The following is a 21,212-nucleotide window of genomic DNA, read 5'->3' on the forward strand; positions in this document are numbered from 1 at the left end:
GTGGGTGGAAATGAGATGAGCGGATCGCTCAGATGAACAACTGGATGGCCGGCAGCGCCTGCCCGGCATTGAGAAGGTCGACCCGTTTCTGCCGGATCGCCCAGCCGGAGGCCGTGCGCACCAGCAGGTGGCGATAGCTGCCGGCGAGCATCAGCTGCTGCTCGCCGCGGGCCTCGACATAGAGGAAGGGGGTGCGAAGCACGAGCTCGCGGCCTTCGGCGTCGTCGCTCTCGATGCGGGAGCGCTGCAGCACGTGCTGGCACCGGCTCGCCGGATGCTGCGAATGGGCGCGCGGGTTCTTGAGACGCTCGATGCGCAGCTCCAGCAGCAGCCGGTCCTCGTAGGCGATCGAGTTGTGGGAGAAGGGGTCGGCCTGCGCCGCGCCCTGCAGCGGCACCCAGTAGTGGCCGTCCTCGGTGAACAGGGCCAGCCAGTCGTCGAAACGGCCGGCGTCGAGCAAGGCGGCCTCGGCCGCGACGAAGTCTTCCGGCGTCGTCATGCGGCCGCCGCCATGTACCGGGCCCAGGCGCGGAACTGATTGCGCATCAGCAGTTCGTTGGTGCCGTTGGTCGTGATCGTCGACTGCTGCAGTTCCGAGGGATCGAAATCGCGGTGCAGGCTGACCCACTCGTTGCCATCGGCGCGCAGGCCCTGCTGCATGCTCTCGAACAGGTGCACGTCGTCATGGGCCACCACCGACATCGGCGAGAAGACCAGCCGGTTGTAGTTCATTGCGCGCTCGAACAGCAGGTCGGGCGCGCCGGCGGCGCGGAAGCTCCAGGCCTCGATCAGCGTCCGGTTGGCGGCCAGCGGCCGGATCACGCGGATCGCCTGCGGCGAGCCCTTGACCGACAGGCTGGGGAAGAACACCGAGTTCTGCGGCGAGCGCTGCAGGATCTCGACGGCGCGCTCGGCACCGTGCGCATCGCGCATCGCCTGCTCGTAGTCGGGCAGCTGCGCATAGTTGGAGTGGATGCTGAAGTTGACGCCCAGCACGCTGTGGCCGTTGGCGAACACCCGTCCGCCCATCTTGTCAAAGAAGTCGTAGCCCGAGCCGAAGGGCAGGATCTGCTCCATCGCCATCGGCTTGGGCGCATCGGGCGCGCGGCCCTGCCACAGCGCATCGGCCGCCTGCGTGGCCGATTCATGGGTCGACATCGGATGCACCGTGTCGTTGATGTTCTCGAGGTACATCTTCCAGTTGCAGTGGATGATGTTGCGCAGCACGCCGCCGCCGACCGCGAGCCGGCCCTCGGGCGAGCGGTCGACCATGTTGTCGATCGCGCCCAGCACCTCGCCGAAGAACTCCTCGAAGCCCGGCCCCTCGTCGGAGAGCCGCACGAACACGAAGTCGCGGTAGGCGGCCGTGTGCTTCAGTTCGGTCAGGCCCTGGCCCGACTCGCACTCTTTCAGCCGCGTGCCTTCATAGCCGCTCTTGAGCGGAATCGCGAGCGGCGCGCCGTCGAGCTTGTAGGTCCAGGCGTGGTAGGGGCAGCGAAAGAACTTGCCGGTGTTGCCGCTCTCGTCGGTGACCAGCCGGCTGCCCTTGTGGGCGCAGCGGTTGTAGAACACGCGCACCGCGCCATCGGGCTGCCGCACCATCATCACGGGCCGGCCGGCCAGCTCCAGCGACCAGAAGTCGCCGCTGTTCGGCACCTGGCTCGCATGGCCCGCGTAGAGCCATGTGCGGGCAAAGAGGCGCTCCTGCTCGAGCGCGAACAGCTCCTCGCTCAGGTACAGGTCGCGGTGCACGCGATCGTCCTGGACGAGCGCGCGAATCGCGTCGGGCTGTTCGCGGTAGTTCGTCATCTACGGAACCAGCTTCCACTGGCCCTTCTCGCTGCGCACGATCACCACCGCGCGCTGGTCGGAGCCGTAGCGGTTGTCGGGCTTGAAGTTGTAGATGCCGTGGGTGCCGGCGAGCTCCTTGGTGCTGACGATCGCGTCGCGCAGCGCCGTGCGATAGGCCGGCGTGCCGGGCTCGCCCTTGGTGCGCGACGCCGCATCGGCCAGCAGCAGGTAGGCATCGTAGGTGTAGGACGAGAAGGCGTCGTTCGGCGCCGACCCGTTGGCCTTCTGGTAGGCGCTGCGGAAGGCCATCGAGACCTTCTTGATCGGGTTGCTGTCGGGCAGTTGGTCGGCCACCAGCACCGGGCCGCTCGGCACCTGGAGGCCTTCGATGGAGGCGCCGCCCACGCGCACGAAGTCGGCGTTGATCAGGCCGTGCGTGCCGTAGATCTGGCCCTTGTAGCCGCGCTCGGCCAGCGCCAGGTAGGGCAGCGCGCCGGGCGTGCCGGAGTTGCCCGCGAACACCGCGTCGGGGCGGGTCGAGATGATCTTGAGCACCTGGCCAGCGACCGAGGAATCGCTGCGCGCATAGCGCTCGTTGGCCACCACCTTGATGCCGGCCGCCTCGGCGCTCTTCATGAGCGAGTCGTAGGCGAGGTCGCCGAGCGCGTCCGAAAAACCGATGAAGGCGACCGTCTTCACGCCCGACTTCTTCATGCGATCGACCACCGCCGCGACCATCAGCGGGAAGGGCTGCGACACGGTCACGGTCCATGCGCCCTCGGGCCCGGGAATGGTGACCGGGGTCGGCGAGATCAGCGGCGTGTTGAGCTCGCGCGCCACCGCCGCGATCGCCATCGCGCCGGGCACGCCCGAGGTGCCGATCAGCACGTCGACCTTGTCCTCGACCACCAGCTTGCGCGCATTGCGCCCGGCGGTGGTCGGGTCGGAGGCATCGTCGAGCACGATCAGCTCGACCTTGTGGCCGGCCAGCGCCGGGTGCTCGGCGATCGCGGCGCGGATGCCCTTCTCGTAGGGAATGCCGAGCGCCGACACCGGCCCCGAGAGCGAGCTGATGAAGCCGACCTTGAGGTCCGCGGCCCAGGCCTGGGCGATGCCCAGCGCGAGAACGGAGACGGCGGCGATGCGTGGGAGTTTTTTCATGTCAGGGAACCAGTTTCCATTGGCCTTTTTCCAGCTTCACGATGACGCGGGAGCGCTCGTCCGAACCGTAGCGGTCGTCGGGCTTGAAGTTGTAGACGCTGTGGGTGCCGACCAGCTCCTTGGTGTTGACGATCGCGTCGCGCAGCGCCACCCGGTAGGCCGGCGTGCCGGGCTCGCCCTTGGTGCGCGCGGCGGCGTCGAGGAACAGCAGCCATGCATCGAAGGAGTAGGCCGAGAAGGCATCGGTCGGCGGCGCACCATTGGCCTTCTGGTAGGCCGTGCGGAAGTCCATCGAGACCTTGCGGATCGGGTTCGAGTCGGGCAGCTGCTCGGCCACGATCACCGGGCCGGTCGGTGCCAGCAGGCCTTCGACCGACGGGCCGCCGACGCGCACGAAGTCGGGGTTGATCAGGGCGTGCATGCCGTAGATCTGGCCCTTGTAGCCGCGCTCGGCGAGCGCCAGGTAGGGCAAGGCACCGGGCGTGCCCGAGGTGCCGGTGATCACCGCATCGGGCTTCAGCGCCACGATCTTCAGCACCTGGCCCGTGACCGAGGAATCGGCACGCGCATAGCGCTCGTTCGACACCACCTGGATGCCGGCCGGCTCGGCGCTCTTCTTGAGCGCGTCGTAGACCAGGTCGCCCCAGGCGTCGGAGAAGCCGATGTAGCCTACCGTCTTGACGCCCGACTTCTTCATGCGCTCGACCACCGCGCTGACCATCAGCGGCGCGGGCTGCGGCAGCGTGACCATCCAGGCGCCGTCGTCACCCGGCAGGTTGGCGTTGGCGATAGAGATCAACGGCGTCTTGGTCTCGCGCGCCACCGCGGCGATTGCGAGCGCGCCGGGCGAGCCGGCGGTGCCGATGATGATGTCGACCTTGTCCTCGTCGATCATCTTGCGTGCGTTGCGGGCAGCGGTCGACGGGTCCGAGGCATCGTCGAGCTGCACCAGCTGGATCTTGCGGCCGTTGAGTTCCGACTTGTAGGCCACCGCGGCCTTCATGCCCTTCTCGTAGGGGATGCCCAGCGAGGACACGGGCCCCGACAGCGAGGTGATGAAGCCGACCTTCAGGTCGGCGGCCAGCGCCGTGGCGTGGAAGGCGCCGAAGCCGGCCGCAAGGCCCGCCAGTGCGCAGAGTCGGGTCAAGACTTTCATGCAAACCTCCTCAGGTTGGAGACAAACGACGAAGCGGGGACTTCAAACAAGAACATGATTTATGAAATGTTTAAGTGTCAAGAATGCTAATGAAGCAATGCTGCGATGGCAAGCGAAAGAACCATGAGTTCGCGGGCGATCGGTGTCAGAGCGCGAGGCTGCCGACGCTCGTTCCGCCGCACACGTACAGCACCTGGCCCGTGACGAAACCGTTCACGGGATCGGCAAAGAAACGCACGGCCCGTGCCACGTCGGCAGATTCGCCGAGGCGCCGCACCGGCACCGACGCGGCGAGCGCGCGCTCGCGCTCGCTGCCGGCCTCGACGACGTCATAAAACATGTCGGTGCGGATCGGCCCCGGCGCGACCACGTTGACCGTGATGCCCTCGGGCGCGAGCTCGAGCGCCCAGGTGCGTGCCATGCCCAGCATGCCGGCCTTGGTCGCCGAATAGCTGGTTCGTGTCTGCAGGCCCAAAGCCGCGCGCGACGACAGCAGCACCACCCGGCCGAAGCGCTGCGCGCGCATCGCCGGCAGTGCCGCCTGCACCAGCTGGATGGCACAGCCCAGGTGCAGGTCGACCAGTGCGTCGAGGTCGTCGAGCTTGACGTCGGAAATCAGCGCCGGGCGGATGACGCCGGCGTTGTGCACCACGGTGGTCACTTCGAAGCGCCGCACCAGTTCGGCCGCGGCCTGCGCGGTGGCGGCGCGATCGGCCAGGTCCACCTCGATGCTGTGCAGCTTCGGATGATCGATCTCGCAATGCCGGCGCGCCAGCGAGACGACTTCGTAGCCTTGCGCGAGCAGGTCTTCGCAGATGACCTTGCCGATGCCGGCGCTGCCGCCGGTGACGGCCGCGACCTTGTTGGCGGACACCGGCGTCATGCGGCAGCTCCCACCAGCGCGAGCACGCGCAGCGGACTGCCGCTGCCCTTCTCGATCTTGAGCGGCGGGCAGATCAGCACCGCGCCGGCGGGCGGCAGCAGGTCGAGGTTGCTGAGGCACTGCAGCCCGTAGCGGCCAGCCCCATGCATGTAGTAATGGCACGGGTACGGCGGGCGCAGGTGGTAGCCCTGGCCGGCATCGGTGCCGATCGCTTCGGAGCCGAAGCCGATCACGTCGCGCTCCTCGACCAGGAAGCGCACCGCCTCGGTGCTCGGGCCTGGCGTGTGCTGGCCGGTCTCGTCGAAGTTCTGGTAGGCCTCGGGGTCCTGGCGCTTCGACCAGTCGGTGCGCATCAGCGCCCAGGCACCTTTCGGAATGCGGCCGTGCAGGCTCTCGTAGCGTTCGATGTCGGCGATGCTCAGCAGGTAGTCGTCGTCGCCCTTGACCTGTTCGGAGCAATCGATCACGCAGGCCGGTGCCACGAAGTGCTGTACCGGAATGGTGTCGACCGAATTGTTCGGCAGGTCGCGCCCCGAGATCCAGTGGATCGGCGCATCGAAGTGGGTGCCCGTGTGCTCGCCGCACGAGAAGTTGTTCCAGTACCAGCCCGGCCCGCGCTCGTCGTACTTCGACACCTCCTCGATCCGGAATGGCCAGCACTGGCCCATCTCGGGCGGCAGCGCGATCTGCGGGAACTCGGGCGTCAGGGTCTGCGTGAGGTCGACCACGCGGATGCGGCCGCTGGCCATCGCGCTCACCAGCCCGCCGAGGATCTCGGCGGCGGACATCAGTTGGGTTGTCGTCGTCATCGTGTGTTGCTCCTGCTTCTAGCCACCGGCTGCGAGTTCGCGCTCGAGAATCTTGGGGTTGTCGCGCCAGCGCTCCAGCCACTCCTGCGCCACGTCGCCCGGGTACACGTCCTCGACACCGTCGCGCAGCGCCTTCACGATGGCGTTGGCCAGCGCGCTGCCAGCCAGCTTCGGCGGCGGCGTGTGCTGGTTCCATTCATCGTCGATCGGCCCCGGGAACACGTTGATCACGCGGATGCCGGCCGGCCGCATCTCGGCGCGCAGGCACTGGGCCAACGAATGCGCCGCCGCCTTCGAGGCACTGAAAGTGCCGTGCGGCGGGAAGTTGCTGAGCGCGTAGATCGACAGCAGGTTGACCCAGGCCGTGGCGCCGGTCGCGCCGTCGGCCGAGCGACCCTTGAGCGCCGGGCCGAACTCCTGTGCCAGGCGCAGCAGGCCGAAGTAGTTGATGTCCATCTCGGCCTTGGCCACATCGGTGCCGCGCCGCGCGCCGATCCCGAAGCTGCGGTGCACCTCGGCGTTGTTGATCACGATGTCGACCTTGCCGCCGATCTCGCCCGCCAGCTCGCTCACCGAGCGGCCGTTGGTGAGGTCGAGCGGCACCAGCGTCACCTGCGGCAGCGCCGAGATGTCCTCGAGGCCGCCCATCTTCTTCCACGGCTCGGCATGGCCGACCCAGACGATGTCGGCGCCGGCCTTGACCAGTGCCCGCACGATCGCCTGGCCGACCTCGGTCTTGCCGTCGGTGACCAGCACCTTGCGGAACTTCGGATCGCTGGTCATTTCCCTCAGCATCTTGTCGTCGGCCATATGGGCGCTCCCTTCGTTCGGAAATCCAATCAATACCGCCTGTCCGGCGCGGTCGAGCCGGGCGCCCACGCGCACGCGCGCCGGCGCCTCGCCGACCTCGCCATGCAGGTGGACCATCAGCGTCGGCCCGGCATCGAGCTGCACCAGGCCCAGCCGCCAGGGCAGCCGCTCGCGAAAGAACAGGTCGTTGCTGTGGTGCAAGGTGGTGCTGCTGAGCAAGGCGCCCTCGCCGTCCTGCGCCTGCCAGTGCAGGCGCGGCGACAGGCACTTGTGGCAGGCCTCGCGCGGCGGGTACTGCACGGTGCCGCAGTCCTCGCAGGTCTGGAGCTCGAAGCGGCCCTCGGCGGCGGCCGCGGTGATGCCCAGCGCCACGCGGCCACGGGCCCACGGCGGCAGGTTCATCTGCCGGGTGCGCAGCACCGGATTCTTGCGCTTGGGGCGCATCAAGGGCATGGTCATGCAGGTCTCCCCAGAATCACTGCGCCGGTGCACAGGCAACGGTCGTAGGTCACCATGCCGAAGCCGGCGACCAGGCCCAGTTGCGCATCCGGCACGGTACGCGGGCCGGCGGTGTCCGTCAGCTGCCGGATCGTCTCGGTCATGCCGAGGAAGCCACCCGCCGCACCGGCCTGCCCCGCCGACAGCTGCCCGCCGCTGGTGTTGTTCGGAAAGCTGCCGTCATGCGTCATCGTGTGCGACTGCACGAAGGCCGAGCCCTCGCCCTTCTCGCAGAAGCCGAGGTCCTCGAACTGCATCATCACGATCACCGGGTAGTCGTCGTAAGTCTGGACGAAGTCGATGTCGGCCGGCTGCACGCCGGCCTGGGCATAGAGGTCGTCGCGGTCGCGGCGCCAGCCGCCGCGCACCATCACCGGATCTTCCGAGTAGGCGTTGTGGCGCTCGATCGCGCCGCGGATCACCGCATGCGCCAGGCCCAGGTCGCGCGCCCGCTCTTCGCTCATCACGAGGAAGGCCTCGGCCCCGGCGCAGGGCATCACGCAATCGAACAGATGGATCGGATCGGAAATCGGCCGCGCCGCGATGTATTCGTCGAGCGTCAGCGGCTTCTTGAACATCGCGTCCGGGTTCTTGAGCGCATTGCTGCGCTGGTCGACGCAGATGCGGCCGAAGTCCTCGCGCGTGGCGCCGAAGGTGCGCATGTAGTGCGACGTGATCATCGCGAAGATCGAGTTCGGGCCGCCCGAGCCATACGGATAGGTGGCATCGCGCGCGAAGTTGCTGAAGCTGCCCAGCGTCTGGCGGAAGGAATCGACATGGTTCGTGTCGGCCGCGACGCAGGCCACCACGTCGGCATCGCCGGCCTGCACGGCGCGCGCCGCACGCCGCAGGCACATCACGCCCGAGGCGCCGCCGGTCGGCATGTGGTCGAGCCAGCGCGGCGACAGGCCCAGGTGCTGGGTCACGCCGACCGCGGTGTCGGGCGCCAAAGAGAAGCTGCTGACGCAGAGGCCGTCGATCTGCTCCTTCTTCAGGCCGCTGGCCTTGACCAGCGCCTCCATGGCTTGGCCGAGGAACCAGTGGGCGCCGAGGGTCGAATAGCGCTGGTACGGGACCGTGACAGGCACGGCCACGGCCACGCCTTCGTAGGAAAGGCGACGACTGTTCATGTCGATGGCTCCAGTTCGGATCGCGCTGTCGGGGCGTGTGCCGAGGACACCGGGTGGCCCCCTCCGCGAATGTCCCCCGCCTTCGGCTCCTCCTTTATTTCGCTGCGGGGGCCACCCGGTGCCCTCGGCACGGGTAGCGGGAGGTGGTTCCAGCCAATGAACGACGGCCGTGATGGCTCACGCCGATGGTGTGCTCTGCGCAGCGAAATAAAGGAGGAGCCCGAAGGGCGGGGGACATTCGCGGAGCAGAGTACGCCGTCGGCGTGAGCCCGCCCACCTCGAATCGAACACCTTGGTTTCATCCTAGCCCTGCCGTTTCTTCATCGCACGCGTGTCGATGCAATTCGCCCGCCCCGGCAGCGCATGCGCCAGTTCGCGCAGCTGCCCGCGCTGGATCTTCTGCGAGGCCGTGAGCGGCAGCGCATCGACGAAGGCCACGTAGCCCGGCGCCTTGTAGTAGGCCAGCTGCGCCAGTGCATGGTCGACGATGCTCGCGGCCAGTTGTTCAGGCGCGGAAGCACCGGCGTCTTCGCGCAGCACGATGCAGGCCAGCACCTCGTCGCCCCGCACCGCATCGGGCGTGGCTGCCACGGCGGAGGTTTTCACGGCCGGATGCTGGTTCAGCACACTCTCGACCTCGACGGCGGAGATGTTCTCGCCGCTGCGCCGGATGACGTTCTTCTTGCGGTCGACGAAGAAGAAGTTGCCCTCGGCGTCGCGGCGCACCAGGTCGCCGGTGTGGAACCAGCCATCGGTCCAGGCCTCGGCGGTGGCTTCCTCGTCCTTCAGGTAGCCCGAGAAAAAGCGGGCCCGCGGATCCGCGCCGGCCGAACGCACCAGCAGCTCGCCCGGCGCATCGGCAGCGACGTCGCGGCCTTCATCGTCGACCAGCCGCACTTCCATGAAGTCCGGTTGCCGTCCGAAGCAGCTGGTGCCGACCAGGCGCGGCTCGCGGTTCGCCATCACGCAGGCGGCGGCGCCGGTCTCGGTCATGGCCCAGGCCTCGACCAGCGGAAAGCCGAAGCGTTGCTCGAAAGGCGCATGGTTCTTGCGGTCGACGCCGGCGCCGAAGCCCCAGCGGATCGCGTGGTCGCGATCGGACGGCGACGGCGGCGCGGAGAGGAGCATCGCGGGCATCACGCCCAGGTAGTGCGCAATGGTCGCCCCCGACTCGCGCGCGCTCTGCAGCCAGCTCTTCGGATGGAAGCGATCGAGCTGCACCAGGCAGCCGCCCGCGACCAGCACCACCATGGTCGAGAACGCCATCGCATTCATGTGGTTGAGCGGCAGCGGCGTGATCACGCGCTCGGCATCGCGGCGGATGCCGCAGACGCCGTCGAGCGCCGCATACCAGTCGCCCGCGCACAGGAAGTAGGCGTTGGACAGAATGCAGCCCTTGGGCCGGCCGGTGGTGCCCGAGGTGTAGAGCAGAGCGCATTCGGTGTCGGCGCCGATCGGCCGGCCGGCATGCGGGGCCGCCGTTCGCGCCGGCGGAATCGCGTCGACCGCTTCGGCGTCCATGGTGTCGAAGGCGATGCCCGCCTCGGCCGCCGCCGCCCGCAGGTCGGCGGCCCGCTCGGGCAGCGTCACCGCGAGGCTGATCTCGCTGTGGCCGATCAGGTAGATCAGTTCGGCCGAACGCATCTCGGCATTGATCGGCACCACGCTGGCACCCAGCGCATTGAGGGCCAACCAGTGAAGCAGGAAGGCGGGCCGGTTTTCGAGCAGCAGTCCGACGCGGTGGCCGTGGCCGTAGCCCGCGGCGGCGTAGGCAATGCGCAAGCGCTCGACCGCTGCCGAGGCCTCGCCCCAGCGGATCGCGCCGGCCGGGATGCCGTAGGCCGCTGCGGTCACCGACTCGGTGAACAGGAACTCGGCCTCCGGGGTGCGGCGGGCCGTGGCGGCGAAGACAGCGTGGACGGTGGCGTGCATGGCGTCTTCAGATGAACAGTTGCACCGCCGGCAGTGCGGCGTCGCAGTTGAGCAGGTTGACCCGCTTGAGCGTCATGCGCAGCGCACCATCGACCATGGTCAGGTGATGGAAGAAAGTGCCGACGTAGAACTGCAGCTCGTCGCCCTGCGACTCGGTGTAGTGGAACTCGGTGCGCACCACGAAGTGCCTGGCCTCGGCATCGAAGACCTCGACCGTCGGTGTCTGCAGCAGGTGATGGCAACGGCTGCGCGGCTGCTGCGAGAAGGCGCGCGGGCTCTTGAGCCGCTCGATGCGCAGCTCGCGCAGCAGCTTGTCCTCGTAGAGGTGCGAGGTATGGTTGAGGCCGTCCTCCTGGTCAGGCACCAGCGGCACCCAGTAGAAGGCGTCGTCGGTGAACAGCGCGTTCCACTCCTCGTAGCGCCTGGCATCGAGCAGGCGCGCTTCATGGACCACGAAGTCGATCAGGTCCTGGCGGGTCGGTTCGGCCGGCATCACATCGTCTCCGTCATGAATTTCGCCCAGGTGCGGTATTGGTTCCGCATCGGCAGCTCGCTGGTGCCGACCGTCGTGATCTCGCCGCCCGCGGTCTCCGACGGATCGAAGTTGCGATGCAGGCTGACCCATTCATTGCCGCTCGCATGCAGGCCGGCCTGCATGCCGCGATAGGCCTGCAGGTCGTCGTGGCCCACCACCGAGAAGGGGGAATTGATCAGCCGGTTGTACATGGTCGTGCGCTGCAAGAGCTCGGGCGGCGCGCCCTTCAGGCGGAAGGTCCAGCTCTCGATCAGGGTCTTGTCGACCGCGATCGGCCGCACCACGCGGATCGCCTGGATCGCGCCCTTGATCGTGAGGTTCGGGTAGTACACGGTGTTGTGCCGCGCCATGCCGAGGATCTGGGCGGTGCGCTCCTCGCCGTACTTCGCCTTCATCGCATCGTCGTACGCGGGGATCGCCTTGTACTTGCTGTGGATGCTGAAGTTGACCCCCGTGAAGCTGTGGCCGTTGTCGTAGGTGCGAACGCCCATGTCCTCGAAGAACTTGTAGTCCGACATGAAGGGCACGAACTGCTCGATCGCCATCGGCTTGGGCTCGTCCTCGGGCTTGCCGGCCCACATGCTCTTGGCGGTGCCGGCGGACGACTCGTGCGCCACCATCGGGTGCATGGTGTCGTTGAGGTTCTCGACGAACATCTTCCAGTTGCACTGGTGCATGAAGCGCAGGCAGCCGCCGGCGATCTCGAGCTCGCCCTCGGGCGAACGGTCGGCCATGTTATCGATCGAGCTCAGCGAGTCGCCGAAGAACGCCTCGAAATCAGGCCCGACGTCGTTGATCTTGACGAAGATGAAGCCGCGGTAGCTGCGCACGTTCTTCACCGTCGTCAGGCCCTTGGCCGATTCGCATTCGTGCAGCTGCGTGCCCTCGTAGCCGTTCTTGAGCGGGATCGACAGCAGCGAACCGTCGGTCTTGAAGGTCCAGGCGTGGTAGGGGCAGCGGAAGAACTTGCCGGTGTTGCCGCAGGGCGCGCTGACCAGCCGCGAGCCCTTGTGGGCGCAGCGGTTCATCATCGCGCGCACCGAGCCGTCGCTGTGGCGCACGACGATCAGCGGCCGGCCGGCGATCTCGGTGTTGAGGTAGTCGCCGGCCTTGGGCAGCTGGCTCTCGTGGCCGACGTAGTTCCAGGTGTTGGCGAAGAAGTGCTCTTGTTCCAGCTCGAACAGCTCGGCGCTGGTGTAGAGGTCGCGATGCACCCGGTCGGGCTGCACCAGTGCGCGCACTGCTGCGGGGTTGCCTCGGTAGGAAGTCATGTGTGTGTGGCTCCTTCTAATCAGTTGAGGACAGAGCAAAAACTGCTGCGCAGTTTCTTGATCTGTCCCGCAAGGTCTCAGATATCCAGCACCAGCCGCTGCCCTTTGGCACGCGAGATGCAAATCTGGATGACGTTGCCCTCGGCCTTTTCGCGGGCGGTCAGCACATAGTCGCGATGGTCGATCTCGCCCTCCATGACCGGCGTGGCGCAGACGCCGCATTCGCCGCGCTTGCAGTCGAACATCGGGTCGCATCCGTGCTCGATCAGGCAGTCGAGGATGCTCTGGTCGGCCGGCACCGTGAAGCGCTGGCCCGACTGCGCAAGCTCGACCTCGAAGGCGTGGTCGCCCTCCTCGACCACCGGCGTGGTGAAAAGCTCGAAGTGCACGCGGTCGTGGGTCCAGCCGCGGGCCTGGGTCTGGGCCAGCACGGCGTCGAGCATCAGCTTGGGCCCGCAGACATAGAGCCGGTCACCGGCCGGGATGCCGTCGAGCATGGCGCCGATGTCGAAGGGGCCGCCCCGCTCGACGTCGGCATGCAGGCGCAGGTCGTCGCCCAGCAGTGCCTCGAGTTCGGGCACGAAGGCCATCAGCTCGCGGCTGCGGCCGGCATAGTGCATGCGTACCGGCAGCCCCTCGGCCCGGCGGCGGGTCGCCATGCTGGCCAAGGGCGTCACGCCGATGCCGCCGGCCAGCAGCACCGTGCCGCCCGGGCCGGTGTGCAGCGGGAAGTCGTTCTTGGGCACCTCGATCGTGACCGTGTCGCCTTCGCGCAGCCGCTCGTGCATGAAGCGCGAGCCGCCGCGGCCTTCGGCTTCCTTGCGCACCGCGATCACGTAGTCGGTCGGCGCCTCGGTGGCCTTCGCATCGGCCGAGAAATTGATCAACGAGTAGTGGCGCCAGTCGGCCGAACCATCGGGCAGCTCGACCCGCACGCGGATGTGGGCGCCGGCGGCAAAGCCGGGCAGCACGGCGGCATCGGCCGATCGAAGCCTGAAGGTCTTGATCAGCGGGTTCAGTTCGCGTGCTTCGGCGACGCGCAATTGCAGGGTCATCGGCTGGGCGGTCATGACGGGCTCCGTGGTTCAGGCGAGCGCGTGCCGCACGAGCGCGGCCTGCAGCTTGTGGCCGTGCTCGTCGGCCAGCGCCGCGTCGCGCAACTCGCGCAGGGTGGCGGGTGCAATGACGCCGCCGGCACGCTGCACGGCCGCCATCACGGTGTCGTAGTTGCGCAGGCCGCGTTCGTGGGTGTCGCTGTAGCCCTTGACCAGGCGCTGGCACTGCGCGACTTCGACCGCCAGCGCGGGATGATGCGGCGCGGTCTCGGTGATGCGCGCGAGCCATTCCTCGATGCGACGGTTCTCCTCGGCATAGCGCAAGGTCGAGCGGCGCCAGCGCTTGCAGGCCGCCACCGTGCGCAGCATCAGGTAGCCGTGCAGCGAACTGGTCTGCACCACGCGGCCCTTCTGCGTGAAGTGCTCGATCACGCGGCGCGGCAGGCGCGAATCCATCAGCCATCGGCCGATGCCGGCCGGCAGCGTCTCGCAGATCTCCTGCAGCCGCGGATGCATGTACTCGTTGATGGCGAGCACCTGGCCATCTTGCACGCGGGCCTCGCCGCGCACGCGGTCGAAGCGCGACGACCGGGTCTTGAGCGCCGCGACCCGGGCCGTGTCCTCGTAGGACATCCACAGGGCCAGGTGGCGCGCGGTCTCGCGCAGCAGGCGTGCTTCGTCGTCGCCGGGCAGCGCCGCGACGGCGGCCATGCGATCGAGGTAGAGGCCGGCGTAGTCGAGGTCCTGGTAGTCGATCAGGCGACGCACGCCCTCGAGCAGGAAGTGCTGCGCCGAGGCCGGAAAGTCGCGCTGCACGCGTTCGACCAGGGCCCGCACCGCGGGATGGCGCGGTTGCGGCGCGGGCGCCTCGGGCGCCGCGGCGGCTTCGGGTTCGAGCGCGCCCTGGGCCCGCGCGAAGGCGGCGCCGAAGGCCCGGAGGCTGGGCTTGACGCCGACCCCGCCGCGTTCGATCGTGGCCTCGAACTGGGCCCGGCCGAAGGGCAGCACGCCGGCACCCGCGAGCGCGCCGAACAGCACCGCGCTGATCACACTGCCCGAGGCTTCGGCGGCCTGCGCCATGTCGAAGCGGATGAAGCGCTGGGCGGCGCGCTCGGCGTGCTTGAGCAATTCGCTGCTGTCGACGCGGCCGTCTCCGAGGGCGCTCTTCTCGGCGATCGAGTAGACCCGGTGGGTGGATGCGATCAAGGTCGTGCGGTCGCGCGTGACCAGCCCGCGCTGCACCGCCCGGCCGGCTTCCATGAGTTCGGAAGCCAGCACCACGTCGACATCGCCCGGCAGCGGCATCAGCGCCAGCACCGGCCGGCCGCCGTCGGCCTCGGCCTGCGCCTCGGGGTACAGCTCGACGTAGTAGATGGTGGCGCCGGTGCGCTGGGCCACCCCCGGCACCGAGGTGGTCTGCGCCAGGTAGCCGTTGGACTCGCCCATTTCGACGATCCAGTCGGCCAGCACGCCGCCGCCCTCGCCGCCCATGGCGAGAATCGCAATCTTGATCGGTTGTGCGCGCATCGTTTTCACTTCAGAAGGCATAGGCCGCGCGGCGCTTGGCCTCGCCCTTTTGCAGCCAGCCGATGACCTTCGCGCGGAAGCTCTCGCGCACCAGGTCCCAGCGGCTCGGGTTGCTCACGATCTGCGCCTTGTAGAACGAGGGGCACAGCACGGCGGCATGCGAAACCTCGCCGCACACGCCGCAGCCGACGCAGCTGTCCATGACGGTCGCCACCGGGTCGGTGCGCAGCGGATCGGGGTTCGGCTTGATCGACAGCGAGGGGCAGCCCGACAGCCGGATGCACGAGTGGTCGCCGGTGCAGGTGTCGGAATCGACGCCGAACTTCTCGCGCACCATCCGCTTGCCATCGGCGATCGCCTTGCGCACCAGCGGCTTTTCGCGCCGCTGGCGGTTCAGCATGCATTCCGACTGGGCGATCAGCACCTTCGGGCCTTTTTCCTTCGTGGTCAACGCGTCCTTCAGGGCGTCGCGCATGCCGGCGACGTCGTAGGTGCGGCGCAAGGTCCGGACCCACTTCACGCCGACGCCGCGCACCGCGCGCTCGATCGCATGGCCGGTGCTGCGGGTCGCGTTGTTGGCGCTCGACGACAGGATGTCCTGGCCGCCCGTGGCCGAGGTGTAGTTGTTGTCGACCACGATGGTCAGGTTGTCGCTGCGGTTGAACACCGCGTTGGCGACGCCGCTGGTGAGGCCGTTGTGCCAGAAGCCGCCGTCACCCATCACCGAGATCGCGCGCTTGCCGGCGGGCGCGTTGAGCGCGGCCGCGCCGGCGCCACCCAGGCCGTAGCCCATGGTGGTGTTGCCGATGTTGAACGGCGGCAGGATCGAGAACAGGTGGCAGCCGATGTCGGCGCTCACGTGGTGGGCGCCCAGCTCGCGCTCGACCAGCTTCATGGCGCTGAAGATCGGCCGCTCGGGGCAGCCGGTGCAGAAGCCCGGCGGCCGTGCATGGACGCTGTCGCCGAGCGGCAAAGCGGGCTCGGGTGTCGCCAGTTCGGTGAGCGGGATCACCTTGCGCACCGGCGCCGGCAGCGGCTGCAGGCGGCCGTAGCGCTCGCCGAAGGCGCGCGCGCCCTTGAGCAGTTCGGCCGCCGTGTATTCGCCGGCCACCGGCAGCATGTCCTTGCCGTGCAGCACGGTGGTGGAGCCGGCCTGGCGCAGGATGGTCGCGAGGTTCTGCTCGACGAAGTTGGGCTGCCCTTCCTCGACGATCAGCACGGCGCGCTTGCCTTCGCAGAAGCGCAGCACCTCGCTCTCGATCACCGGGTAGGCCACGTTCATGACGTACAGCGGGATCTTCGAATTGCCGTACACGTCGGCCAGGTCGAGACGCTCGAGCGCTCGCACCAGCGTGTTGTAGCTGCCGCCCTGCACCAGGATGCCGATATCGTCGGCGCCCTCGGAAAAGAATTCGTTGAGCCCGCGCTCCTCGATGAACTTCACGGCTGCGGGCCAGCGGTCGCGCACCTTCTCCTGCTCGTGGACGAAGCTGGCGGGCGGCAGCACGATGCGGCTGACGTCGCGCTGCGGATTCTCGAGCGCATCCTGGAGCGTGAACTTGGCGCGCTTGTTGTCGCCGGCGACGAAGTGCCCGTGCACGTGGCAGGCGCGGATGCGCAGCTGCAGCATCACCGGCGTGTGGCTGGCCTCCGAGAGCTCGAAGCCCTGCTTCACGGCCTCGACGATCGACGGCAGGTTGGGCCGGGGATCGAGCAGCCAGATCTGCGACTTCATGGCGAAGGCGTGGCTGCGCTCCTGCATGATCGACGAGCCCTCGCCGTAGTCCTCGCCGACGATGATCAGCGCGCCGCCGGTGACGCCGCCGGAGGCCAGGTTGGCCAGCGCGTCCGAGGCCACGTTGGTGCCCACCGTCGCCTTGAAGGTCACGGCGCCGCGCAGCGGATAGTTGACCGAGGCCGCCAACGTCGCCGCGGCCGTGGCCTCGCTGGCGCTGTTTTCGAAGCGGATGCCGTGCTCGCTCAGGATGTCCTGGGCGTCGGCCAGCACATCCATCAGATGCGAGATCGGTGCACCCTGGTAGCCCGCGACATAGGACACACCGGACTCCAGCAAAGCCTTGGTGACTGCCAGAATGCCTTCACCGCGGAATACATCGCCACCGGAAAGCCGCAGCTTCTTCACCTCTTCGACGAACGAGCGCTCTGCCATCTTGTTCCTTCATTCGTGGGACTGCGGGTCTCTATCGGCACCGCGGTCTTTATAATATTGACAACTGAATGTATTCAAAATCATGGATAACCCTAGACGAGCAAGTAGCGTGCCCACCACGAGCCCGGGGCCGTTCAGGGAAGAGGCGGCGGCGCCGAGCCACCGTTTCGTCGACGACTACCTGCCCGCGCTGCTGGCACAGGCGAGCCAGCTGATCTCGTCAGAGTTCCACCGGGTGGCGCGCCAGCACGGCTTCTCGGTCTCCGAATGGCGGGTGATGGCCTCGCTGGCGGGCGGCCAGGCGATCAGCATCGGCGCGTTGGCGCAGGTCACCGTGACCAAGCAACCGACCGTGACCCGTCTGCTCGACCGCATGGAAGCGCGCGGCCAGATCGAGCGCCTGCCCCACGACAGTGATCGGCGCGTCACCCTGGTGCGCATCACGCCCCAAGGCACGCAGGCGGTCGAGCACCTGATGGAACTGGCACGCGAGCATGAGTTGCGGGTGCTCGAGCCCTTCGGCCTGGAGCGCGCCGAAGAGCTCAAGCGCACGCTGCGCCACATCATTGCGCTGCACGCGCACGCAGCGGGCGAGGCGGTCGAAGAAGACGAGTGAAGTCCGGCCTCAGGGCCGGGCCACCAGCACCGCCCGGCCCCGATGGCCGCGCTGGGCGATCCAGTCCAGCGCCTCGGCGGCGTCCTCGAGCGCGAAGGGCTGGACGTCCAGGCGCAGCCTGCCGTCGGCCAGCCGCGCCAGCAGTTGCGGCGCCGCCGCCCGGCCGGCGGCGTCGCGGCGGAACATGTTGAGCGGCAGCAGCGCCACGTCGCGCTGCAGGAAATGCGCGAGGTCCAGGGCCAGCCCGTTGCCCGCGGTGTAGCCCACCAGCACCGCGCGGCCGCCGGGTTCCACGCGCGCCAGGGCGGCGGCCAGTACCGGCCCGCCGACCGTGTCGACCAGCAGGTCGGCCGAGACCGAGGCCAGCGCTTCGGAAGGATCGTCGCCGAGCACCAGCACCTGCGCCGCGGGCGGCATCGCCGCCGCCTGCGCGGCCTGGCCCACCACTGCGATGACCTGCGCCCCGCCGTCGAGCGCCAGCTGCACCGCCAGCGAGCCGACCGCACCGGTCGCACCGGTCACCAGCACCCGCTCGCCGGCGCGCAACCGGGCAATGTCGTGCAACGCCACCCAGGCCGAGGTGCAAGGAGAGAAGAAGGCCGAGCCCAGCGTCGACGGCACCGCATCGGGCAGCGGTCCCAGCGCCTCGTCGGGAGCGTCGATCAGTTCGCACCAGGTGCCGTCGAACAGCGTGCCCAAGCCACAGCCGCGCAGCCAGACGCGCTGGCCCACGGCATGGCGGGTGCTCGCGACCACCACGCCCGCGGCCTCGACGCCCGGCGTGTACGGGAACGGCGGATGCCTCAGGAACTTGCCGCCCCAGACGGTGCGGTCGATATGGCCGACCGTGGCCGCCTCCATGCGCACGATCGTGCGGCCGGCGCGCAGCTGCGGCTCGGCCAGCTGCGCCGGCAAGGGCGGTGCGCCGAAGGCCGCCACGCGCATCGCCTTCATGGGAGCGTCTCCAGGAACGCGAGCACCGCGGCCGCGAAGGCCTCGGGCATCTGGTCGGGCAGCGGCACCATGCCGACCGGGATGTCGACGGTGCGCGCCTGCGGCAGCGCGTGCTGCAGCTCGGCGGCATGCGGCGACGCGAAGGGGTCGTCGGTCGCGCGCAGGATCAGCACCGGCTGCCGCACGCGATCGATGCTGTCTTCCATCCGGTAGGCGGCGACCGCGCGATGCCCGTCCTCGGGGCTGCCGCCGGCCTTGAGCGCATCGCGCACGAAAGCTTCGAGCAGTTCGGGGCGCCCGGCCGGGTAGAAGCCCTGGCGGCGCTGCCACAGCGCGGCCAGATGGCTGCCGTCTTCGCTGGGCGCAACCTCGTCGATCGGCGGCCGTCCGGCGCGCACGCGCCGGAAATTGGCGTCGGTGAAAGGCGTCGACGACAGCACCAGGCCGCGCACCCGCTCGGGCGCGCTGGCCGCGATCTCGATCGCGATCACGCCGCCGGTGTGATGGCCGACGACATCGGCCCGGGCGATGCCCAGGGCGTCGAGCAGTTCGACCGCGATCCGGGCCCAGGCTTCGATGCTGGCAGGCCCGTCGATGGCGGCCGAGTCGCCGAAGCCGGCGGTGTCCATCGCGATCGCGCGATGGCGCGCACCGAGCAGGGGCAGCACCTCTCGGTACTCGGTCCAGCTGCGCGGCGACTGGTGCAAGAGCAGCACCGGCGGGGCCGGCGCCGCGCCGCACTCGGCATAGTGCACCTGGCCCACCGACAGGTCGGCAAAGGCGCGCCGGATCTTCATGGCTGGGTCTCTGCGGCCGGCGGCTGCCAGAGCCCGGCATGCCTGAGCATGCCCAGCGTGCGCGACAGCACGTCGCGGCGGTAGGCGCCGACGTCGCGCCCATCGTAGTCGTAGAAGCCGCTGCCGCTCTTCAAGCCGAGCCGGCCTTCGTCGACCATGCGGTCGACGATCGCGGGCGCCGTGTAGCGCGCGCGGTCGATCGAGGCCGACATCTCGCGGCTCGCGTGGTGCAGGATGTCGCAGCCGCCGAAGTCGATGAACTCGACCACGCCGAGCGCCGCGAAGCGCAGCCCCAGGCCGTAGCGCGTGGCCTTGTCGATCTCCTCGGCCGTGGCGGCGCCCTCCTCGATCATGCGGGCCGCCTCGTTCATCACCAGCGCCTGCAGCCGCGGCACGATGTAGCCGGGCGTCGCGCCGCAGACCACCGGCAGCTTGCCGATGCCTTCCATGATCGCCTTGGTGCGCGCCAGCACGGCCGGGTCGGTGCCGGCATGGCAGCTCAGCTCGACCACCGGGATCACGTAGGCCGGATTGAGCCAGTGCATGTTGAGGAAGCGCTCGGGCTTGTGCACCAGCGCCGCCAGCTGCGTCACCAGGATGCTGCTGGTGGTCGAGGTGATGATCGCGTCGTCGCGGCAGTGCCGGTTGAGCCATTCGAAGGCCTCGCGCTTGGCGTCGAGCGTCTCGGGCACGCCTTCGAACAGCAGATCGGCAGCGGCCAGCGCCGACGGTGCGTCCGCTGCGTCGACGAACTCGACCCGCGCCGCGATCGCCGCCACCTGCGCGGCATCGATCACGCCGAGCTGGGACAGCCCGGCAAGGCTGGCTTCGATCTCGGCCCGTGCTTCGCCGCGCAGCTTCTGCCAGGCCTCGTCGCTGCGCTGGCGCAGGTCGACCAGCGAGATGCGATGGCCCGCATAGGCAAAGGCGATCGCGATGCCGCGGCCCATGCGGCCCGCACCCACTGCTGCGAAGCGAGGCCGGTCATTCGCCATCGTGCAGTCTCTTCTTGAGTTGCGCCGCGCTCAGTTCGGAGAGGCCGAGCGTCTCCAGCGTGCGTGGCCCCCGGCGAAGGTCGCGCCCGAGGAAGCCGCCGACGATCGCCAGCAGCCCATGGGCGATCGGCGCATCGACGCCGACGAAGCGTGCGGTCGAGGCCAGGAAGGCGAGCCCGAGCTCGGTGTCCTCGGTGATGTAGCGGTGCGTGTGGAGGTCGATGTTCTCGCGCCAGTCGCCCGACTTCACCAGTTGCTTGTGGGCATCGCCGTACATCCACTGGTCGTTGTTGTAGTGGTCGGCCAGCGGATAGTGCGGCGCGCCCTGGCCGAGCGCCTCGCGCACCGCGATGCGTTCCTGGTCGAGCCGGTCGGTGACGTCGCGCACCGCGCGCTGGGTGCCCTCGTTGTGGATGTCCCAGCGCTCGAAGTGCTGCAGCGGCGCGGCGTTCATGACCATCAGCGGCGGATGGATCACCGGGCCGGCATTCATCAGCGCGCCCGACAGCGCATCGCCGCAGCCGTGCACCGCGGGATAGGCCCGGCGGATCACCTCGATCGCCTGCGCCTCCTTGCGCGCCGGATAGACGCCGGTGGGCAGGCGGATGGCGCGGATGGTCACGTTCACCTCGCGCTCGCCGTGCTTGCGCGCCAGGTAGGGCAGCGTGCCGGTCTCGGCCCAGGCGACATCGGCGCGGCTGCCGGACTCGGCCACCTGGCGCGCCATCACGTAGCTGCCGAAGGTGCCGGGCGGCAGAAACACCACCTGGCCGTCGACCAGGTGCGGCGCCATTGCGCGGGCGATGTCCTGCTGCGCGATGGCCGGGGTGGGGATCACGATCAGCTCGGCATCGCGCAGCGCGGCGCCGATGTCGGGTGTGGCGAGCGCGATCGCCACGTCGCGGCTGCCGTCGGCATCCTTCAGGGTGATCGATCCGGCCTGCACGACCGGTGCCAGCGCGGCGCCGTCGCGGCGCCAGAGGCGGACTTCGTGGCCGGCTTCGGACAGGTCGGCGGCGGCTGCATAGGCGCCGTGGCCGCCGCCGAGGATTGCGATTTTCATGGGTTGCAGTCGAAGTGGAACAGGAGGAGGCATCAATACATTACTTTTCAACCTTTCAT

General features: G+C 68.8%; 19 protein-coding genes. 1 reads left to right on the plus strand and 18 read right to left on the minus strand.

The features are described from left to right. Positions 1–28: 28 nt before the first annotated feature. From QTI68_RS29560 to QTI68_RS29625, 14 genes are all read right to left on the minus strand, one after another. Positions 29–499, minus strand: a complete 471-nt coding sequence (locus QTI68_RS29560; RefSeq protein ID WP_286526747.1) for an aromatic-ring-hydroxylating dioxygenase subunit beta — start codon at positions 497–499, stop codon at positions 29–31. Then, a complete protein-coding gene (locus QTI68_RS29565; RefSeq protein WP_286526749.1) occupies positions 496–1,809 on the minus strand; it encodes an aromatic ring-hydroxylating dioxygenase subunit alpha in 1,314 nt (437 codons plus the stop codon). The genes QTI68_RS29560 and QTI68_RS29565 overlap by 4 nt, the downstream gene beginning before the upstream one ends. Beyond that, positions 1,810–2,952, minus strand: a complete 1,143-nt coding sequence (locus QTI68_RS29570; protein ID WP_286526751.1) for an ABC transporter substrate-binding protein — start codon at positions 2,950–2,952, stop codon at positions 1,810–1,812. It lies immediately after the preceding gene. A 1-nt stretch (position 2,953) separates the two neighbouring features. Beyond that, positions 2,954–4,108 (minus strand): ABC transporter substrate-binding protein, encoded by a 1,155-nt coding sequence (locus tag QTI68_RS29575; protein ID WP_286526752.1) that lies wholly within the window; start codon positions 4,106–4,108, stop codon positions 2,954–2,956. 145 nt (positions 4,109–4,253) lie between these two features. Further along, positions 4,254–4,991 carry an SDR family oxidoreductase gene (locus tag QTI68_RS29580; protein WP_286526753.1) on the minus strand — a complete coding sequence of 246 codons (738 nt, stop codon included), beginning with the start codon at positions 4,989–4,991 and terminating at the stop codon, positions 4,254–4,256. Beyond that, complete coding sequence (locus tag QTI68_RS29585) at positions 4,988–5,800, minus strand: cyclase family protein (protein ID WP_286526754.1); 813 nt, start codon at positions 5,798–5,800, stop codon at positions 4,988–4,990. Before QTI68_RS29585 ends, QTI68_RS29580 begins: the two co-directional genes overlap by 4 nt. A gap of 18 nt (positions 5,801–5,818) precedes the next feature. Continuing rightward, a complete protein-coding gene (locus tag QTI68_RS29590) occupies positions 5,819–7,069 on the minus strand; it encodes an SDR family NAD(P)-dependent oxidoreductase (RefSeq protein WP_286526755.1) in 1,251 nt (416 codons plus the stop codon). Beyond that, positions 7,066–8,238 carry a thiolase family protein gene (locus tag QTI68_RS29595; RefSeq protein ID WP_286526756.1) on the minus strand — a complete coding sequence of 391 codons (1,173 nt, stop codon included), beginning with the start codon at positions 8,236–8,238 and terminating at the stop codon, positions 7,066–7,068. Before QTI68_RS29595 ends, QTI68_RS29590 begins: the two co-directional genes overlap by 4 nt. Before the next feature lie 303 nt (positions 8,239–8,541). Next, a complete protein-coding gene (locus tag QTI68_RS29600) occupies positions 8,542–10,170 on the minus strand; it encodes an AMP-binding protein (protein WP_286526757.1) in 1,629 nt (542 codons plus the stop codon). A 7-nt stretch (positions 10,171–10,177) separates the two neighbouring features. Then, entirely contained in the window at positions 10,178–10,663 is a 486-nt protein-coding gene (locus QTI68_RS29605; RefSeq protein ID WP_286526758.1) for an aromatic-ring-hydroxylating dioxygenase subunit beta, read from the minus strand. Then, positions 10,663–11,976 (minus strand): aromatic ring-hydroxylating dioxygenase subunit alpha, encoded by a 1,314-nt coding sequence (locus tag QTI68_RS29610; protein ID WP_286526759.1) that lies wholly within the window; start codon positions 11,974–11,976, stop codon positions 10,663–10,665. Before QTI68_RS29610 ends, QTI68_RS29605 begins: the two co-directional genes overlap by 1 nt. Positions 11,977–12,053: 77 nt before the next feature. Further along, entirely contained in the window at positions 12,054–13,046 is a 993-nt protein-coding gene (locus tag QTI68_RS29615; RefSeq protein WP_286526760.1) for a PDR/VanB family oxidoreductase, read from the minus strand. Between the two features lie 15 nt (positions 13,047–13,061). Next, entirely contained in the window at positions 13,062–14,558 is a 1,497-nt protein-coding gene (locus QTI68_RS29620) for an indolepyruvate oxidoreductase subunit beta family protein (RefSeq protein ID WP_286526761.1), read from the minus strand. Between the two features lie 10 nt (positions 14,559–14,568). Continuing rightward, positions 14,569–16,728, minus strand: coding sequence for a thiamine pyrophosphate-dependent enzyme (locus QTI68_RS29625; protein ID WP_286526762.1), 2,160 nt, complete (start codon positions 16,726–16,728; stop codon positions 14,569–14,571). Between the two features lie 82 nt (positions 16,729–16,810). Here QTI68_RS29625 and QTI68_RS29630 point away from each other — a divergent pair, with 82 nt between their 5' ends. Further along, positions 16,811–17,344: a MarR family winged helix-turn-helix transcriptional regulator gene (locus QTI68_RS29630; RefSeq protein ID WP_503011755.1), complete on the plus strand. Its 534-nt coding sequence runs from the start codon at positions 16,811–16,813 to the stop codon at positions 17,342–17,344. 9 nt (positions 17,345–17,353) lie between these two features. Here QTI68_RS29630 and QTI68_RS29635 read toward each other — a convergent pair whose 3' ends face one another. Genes QTI68_RS29635 through QTI68_RS29650 form a run of 4 tightly spaced genes read right to left on the minus strand, consistent with a single transcriptional unit; the run spans position 17,354 to position 21,153 of the window. Continuing rightward, positions 17,354–18,298 carry a quinone oxidoreductase family protein gene (locus QTI68_RS29635; protein WP_286526764.1) on the minus strand — a complete coding sequence of 315 codons (945 nt, stop codon included), beginning with the start codon at positions 18,296–18,298 and terminating at the stop codon, positions 17,354–17,356. Then, positions 18,295–19,095 (minus strand): alpha/beta fold hydrolase, encoded by an 801-nt coding sequence (locus QTI68_RS29640; RefSeq protein WP_286526765.1) that lies wholly within the window; start codon positions 19,093–19,095, stop codon positions 18,295–18,297. Before QTI68_RS29640 ends, QTI68_RS29635 begins: the two co-directional genes overlap by 4 nt. Then, positions 19,092–20,090 carry a 3-hydroxybutyryl-CoA dehydrogenase gene (locus tag QTI68_RS29645; RefSeq protein WP_286526766.1) on the minus strand — a complete coding sequence of 333 codons (999 nt, stop codon included), beginning with the start codon at positions 20,088–20,090 and terminating at the stop codon, positions 19,092–19,094. Before QTI68_RS29645 ends, QTI68_RS29640 begins: the two co-directional genes overlap by 4 nt. Beyond that, positions 20,080–21,153: an NAD/NADP-dependent octopine/nopaline dehydrogenase family protein gene (locus tag QTI68_RS29650; RefSeq protein WP_286526767.1), complete on the minus strand. Its 1,074-nt coding sequence runs from the start codon at positions 21,151–21,153 to the stop codon at positions 20,080–20,082. Before QTI68_RS29650 ends, QTI68_RS29645 begins: the two co-directional genes overlap by 11 nt. Positions 21,154–21,212: the final 59 nt, after the last annotated feature.

It is taken from the genome of Variovorax sp. J31P207, assembly GCF_030316965.1.
Classification (GTDB): Bacteria; Pseudomonadota; Gammaproteobacteria; order Burkholderiales; family Burkholderiaceae_C; genus Variovorax; species Variovorax ginsengisoli_B.

Excerpts from the sequence above, each read along its gene's own strand:
- QTI68_RS29590 (WP_286526755.1), bottom strand. The coding sequence starts at position 7,069 with ATGACCATGCCCTTGATGCGCCCCAAGCGCAAGAATCCGGTGCTGCGC.
- QTI68_RS29625 (WP_286526762.1), bottom strand. The coding sequence starts at position 16,728 with ATGGCAGAGCGCTCGTTCGTCGAAGAGGTGAAGAAGCTGCGGCTTTCC.
- QTI68_RS29600 (WP_286526757.1), bottom strand. The coding sequence starts at position 10,170 with ATGCACGCCACCGTCCACGCTGTCTTCGCCGCCACGGCCCGCCGCACC.
- QTI68_RS29635 (WP_286526764.1), bottom strand. The coding sequence starts at position 18,298 with ATGAAGGCGATGCGCGTGGCGGCCTTCGGCGCACCGCCCTTGCCGGCG.
- QTI68_RS29570 (WP_286526751.1), bottom strand. The coding sequence starts at position 2,952 with ATGAAAAAACTCCCACGCATCGCCGCCGTCTCCGTTCTCGCGCTGGGC.
- QTI68_RS29620 (WP_286526761.1), bottom strand. The coding sequence starts at position 14,558 with ATGCGCGCACAACCGATCAAGATTGCGATTCTCGCCATGGGCGGCGAG.
- QTI68_RS29640 (WP_286526765.1), bottom strand. The coding sequence starts at position 19,095 with ATGAAGATCCGGCGCGCCTTTGCCGACCTGTCGGTGGGCCAGGTGCAC.
- QTI68_RS29580 (WP_286526753.1), bottom strand. The coding sequence starts at position 4,991 with ATGACGCCGGTGTCCGCCAACAAGGTCGCGGCCGTCACCGGCGGCAGC.
- QTI68_RS29605 (WP_286526758.1), bottom strand. The coding sequence starts at position 10,663 with ATGCCGGCCGAACCGACCCGCCAGGACCTGATCGACTTCGTGGTCCAT.
- QTI68_RS29650 (WP_286526767.1), bottom strand. The coding sequence starts at position 21,153 with ATGAAAATCGCAATCCTCGGCGGCGGCCACGGCGCCTATGCAGCCGCC.
- QTI68_RS29595 (WP_286526756.1), bottom strand. The coding sequence starts at position 8,238 with ATGAACAGTCGTCGCCTTTCCTACGAAGGCGTGGCCGTGGCCGTGCCT.
- QTI68_RS29630 (WP_503011755.1), top strand. The coding sequence starts at position 16,811 with ATGGATAACCCTAGACGAGCAAGTAGCGTGCCCACCACGAGCCCGGGG.
- QTI68_RS29575 (WP_286526752.1), bottom strand. The coding sequence starts at position 4,108 with ATGAAAGTCTTGACCCGACTCTGCGCACTGGCGGGCCTTGCGGCCGGC.
- QTI68_RS29615 (WP_286526760.1), bottom strand. The coding sequence starts at position 13,046 with ATGACCGCCCAGCCGATGACCCTGCAATTGCGCGTCGCCGAAGCACGC.
- QTI68_RS29560 (WP_286526747.1), bottom strand. The coding sequence starts at position 499 with ATGACGACGCCGGAAGACTTCGTCGCGGCCGAGGCCGCCTTGCTCGAC.
- QTI68_RS29645 (WP_286526766.1), bottom strand. The coding sequence starts at position 20,090 with ATGGCGAATGACCGGCCTCGCTTCGCAGCAGTGGGTGCGGGCCGCATG.
- QTI68_RS29585 (WP_286526754.1), bottom strand. The coding sequence starts at position 5,800 with ATGACGACGACAACCCAACTGATGTCCGCCGCCGAGATCCTCGGCGGG.
- QTI68_RS29565 (WP_286526749.1), bottom strand. The coding sequence starts at position 1,809 with ATGACGAACTACCGCGAACAGCCCGACGCGATTCGCGCGCTCGTCCAG.
- QTI68_RS29610 (WP_286526759.1), bottom strand. The coding sequence starts at position 11,976 with ATGACTTCCTACCGAGGCAACCCCGCAGCAGTGCGCGCACTGGTGCAG.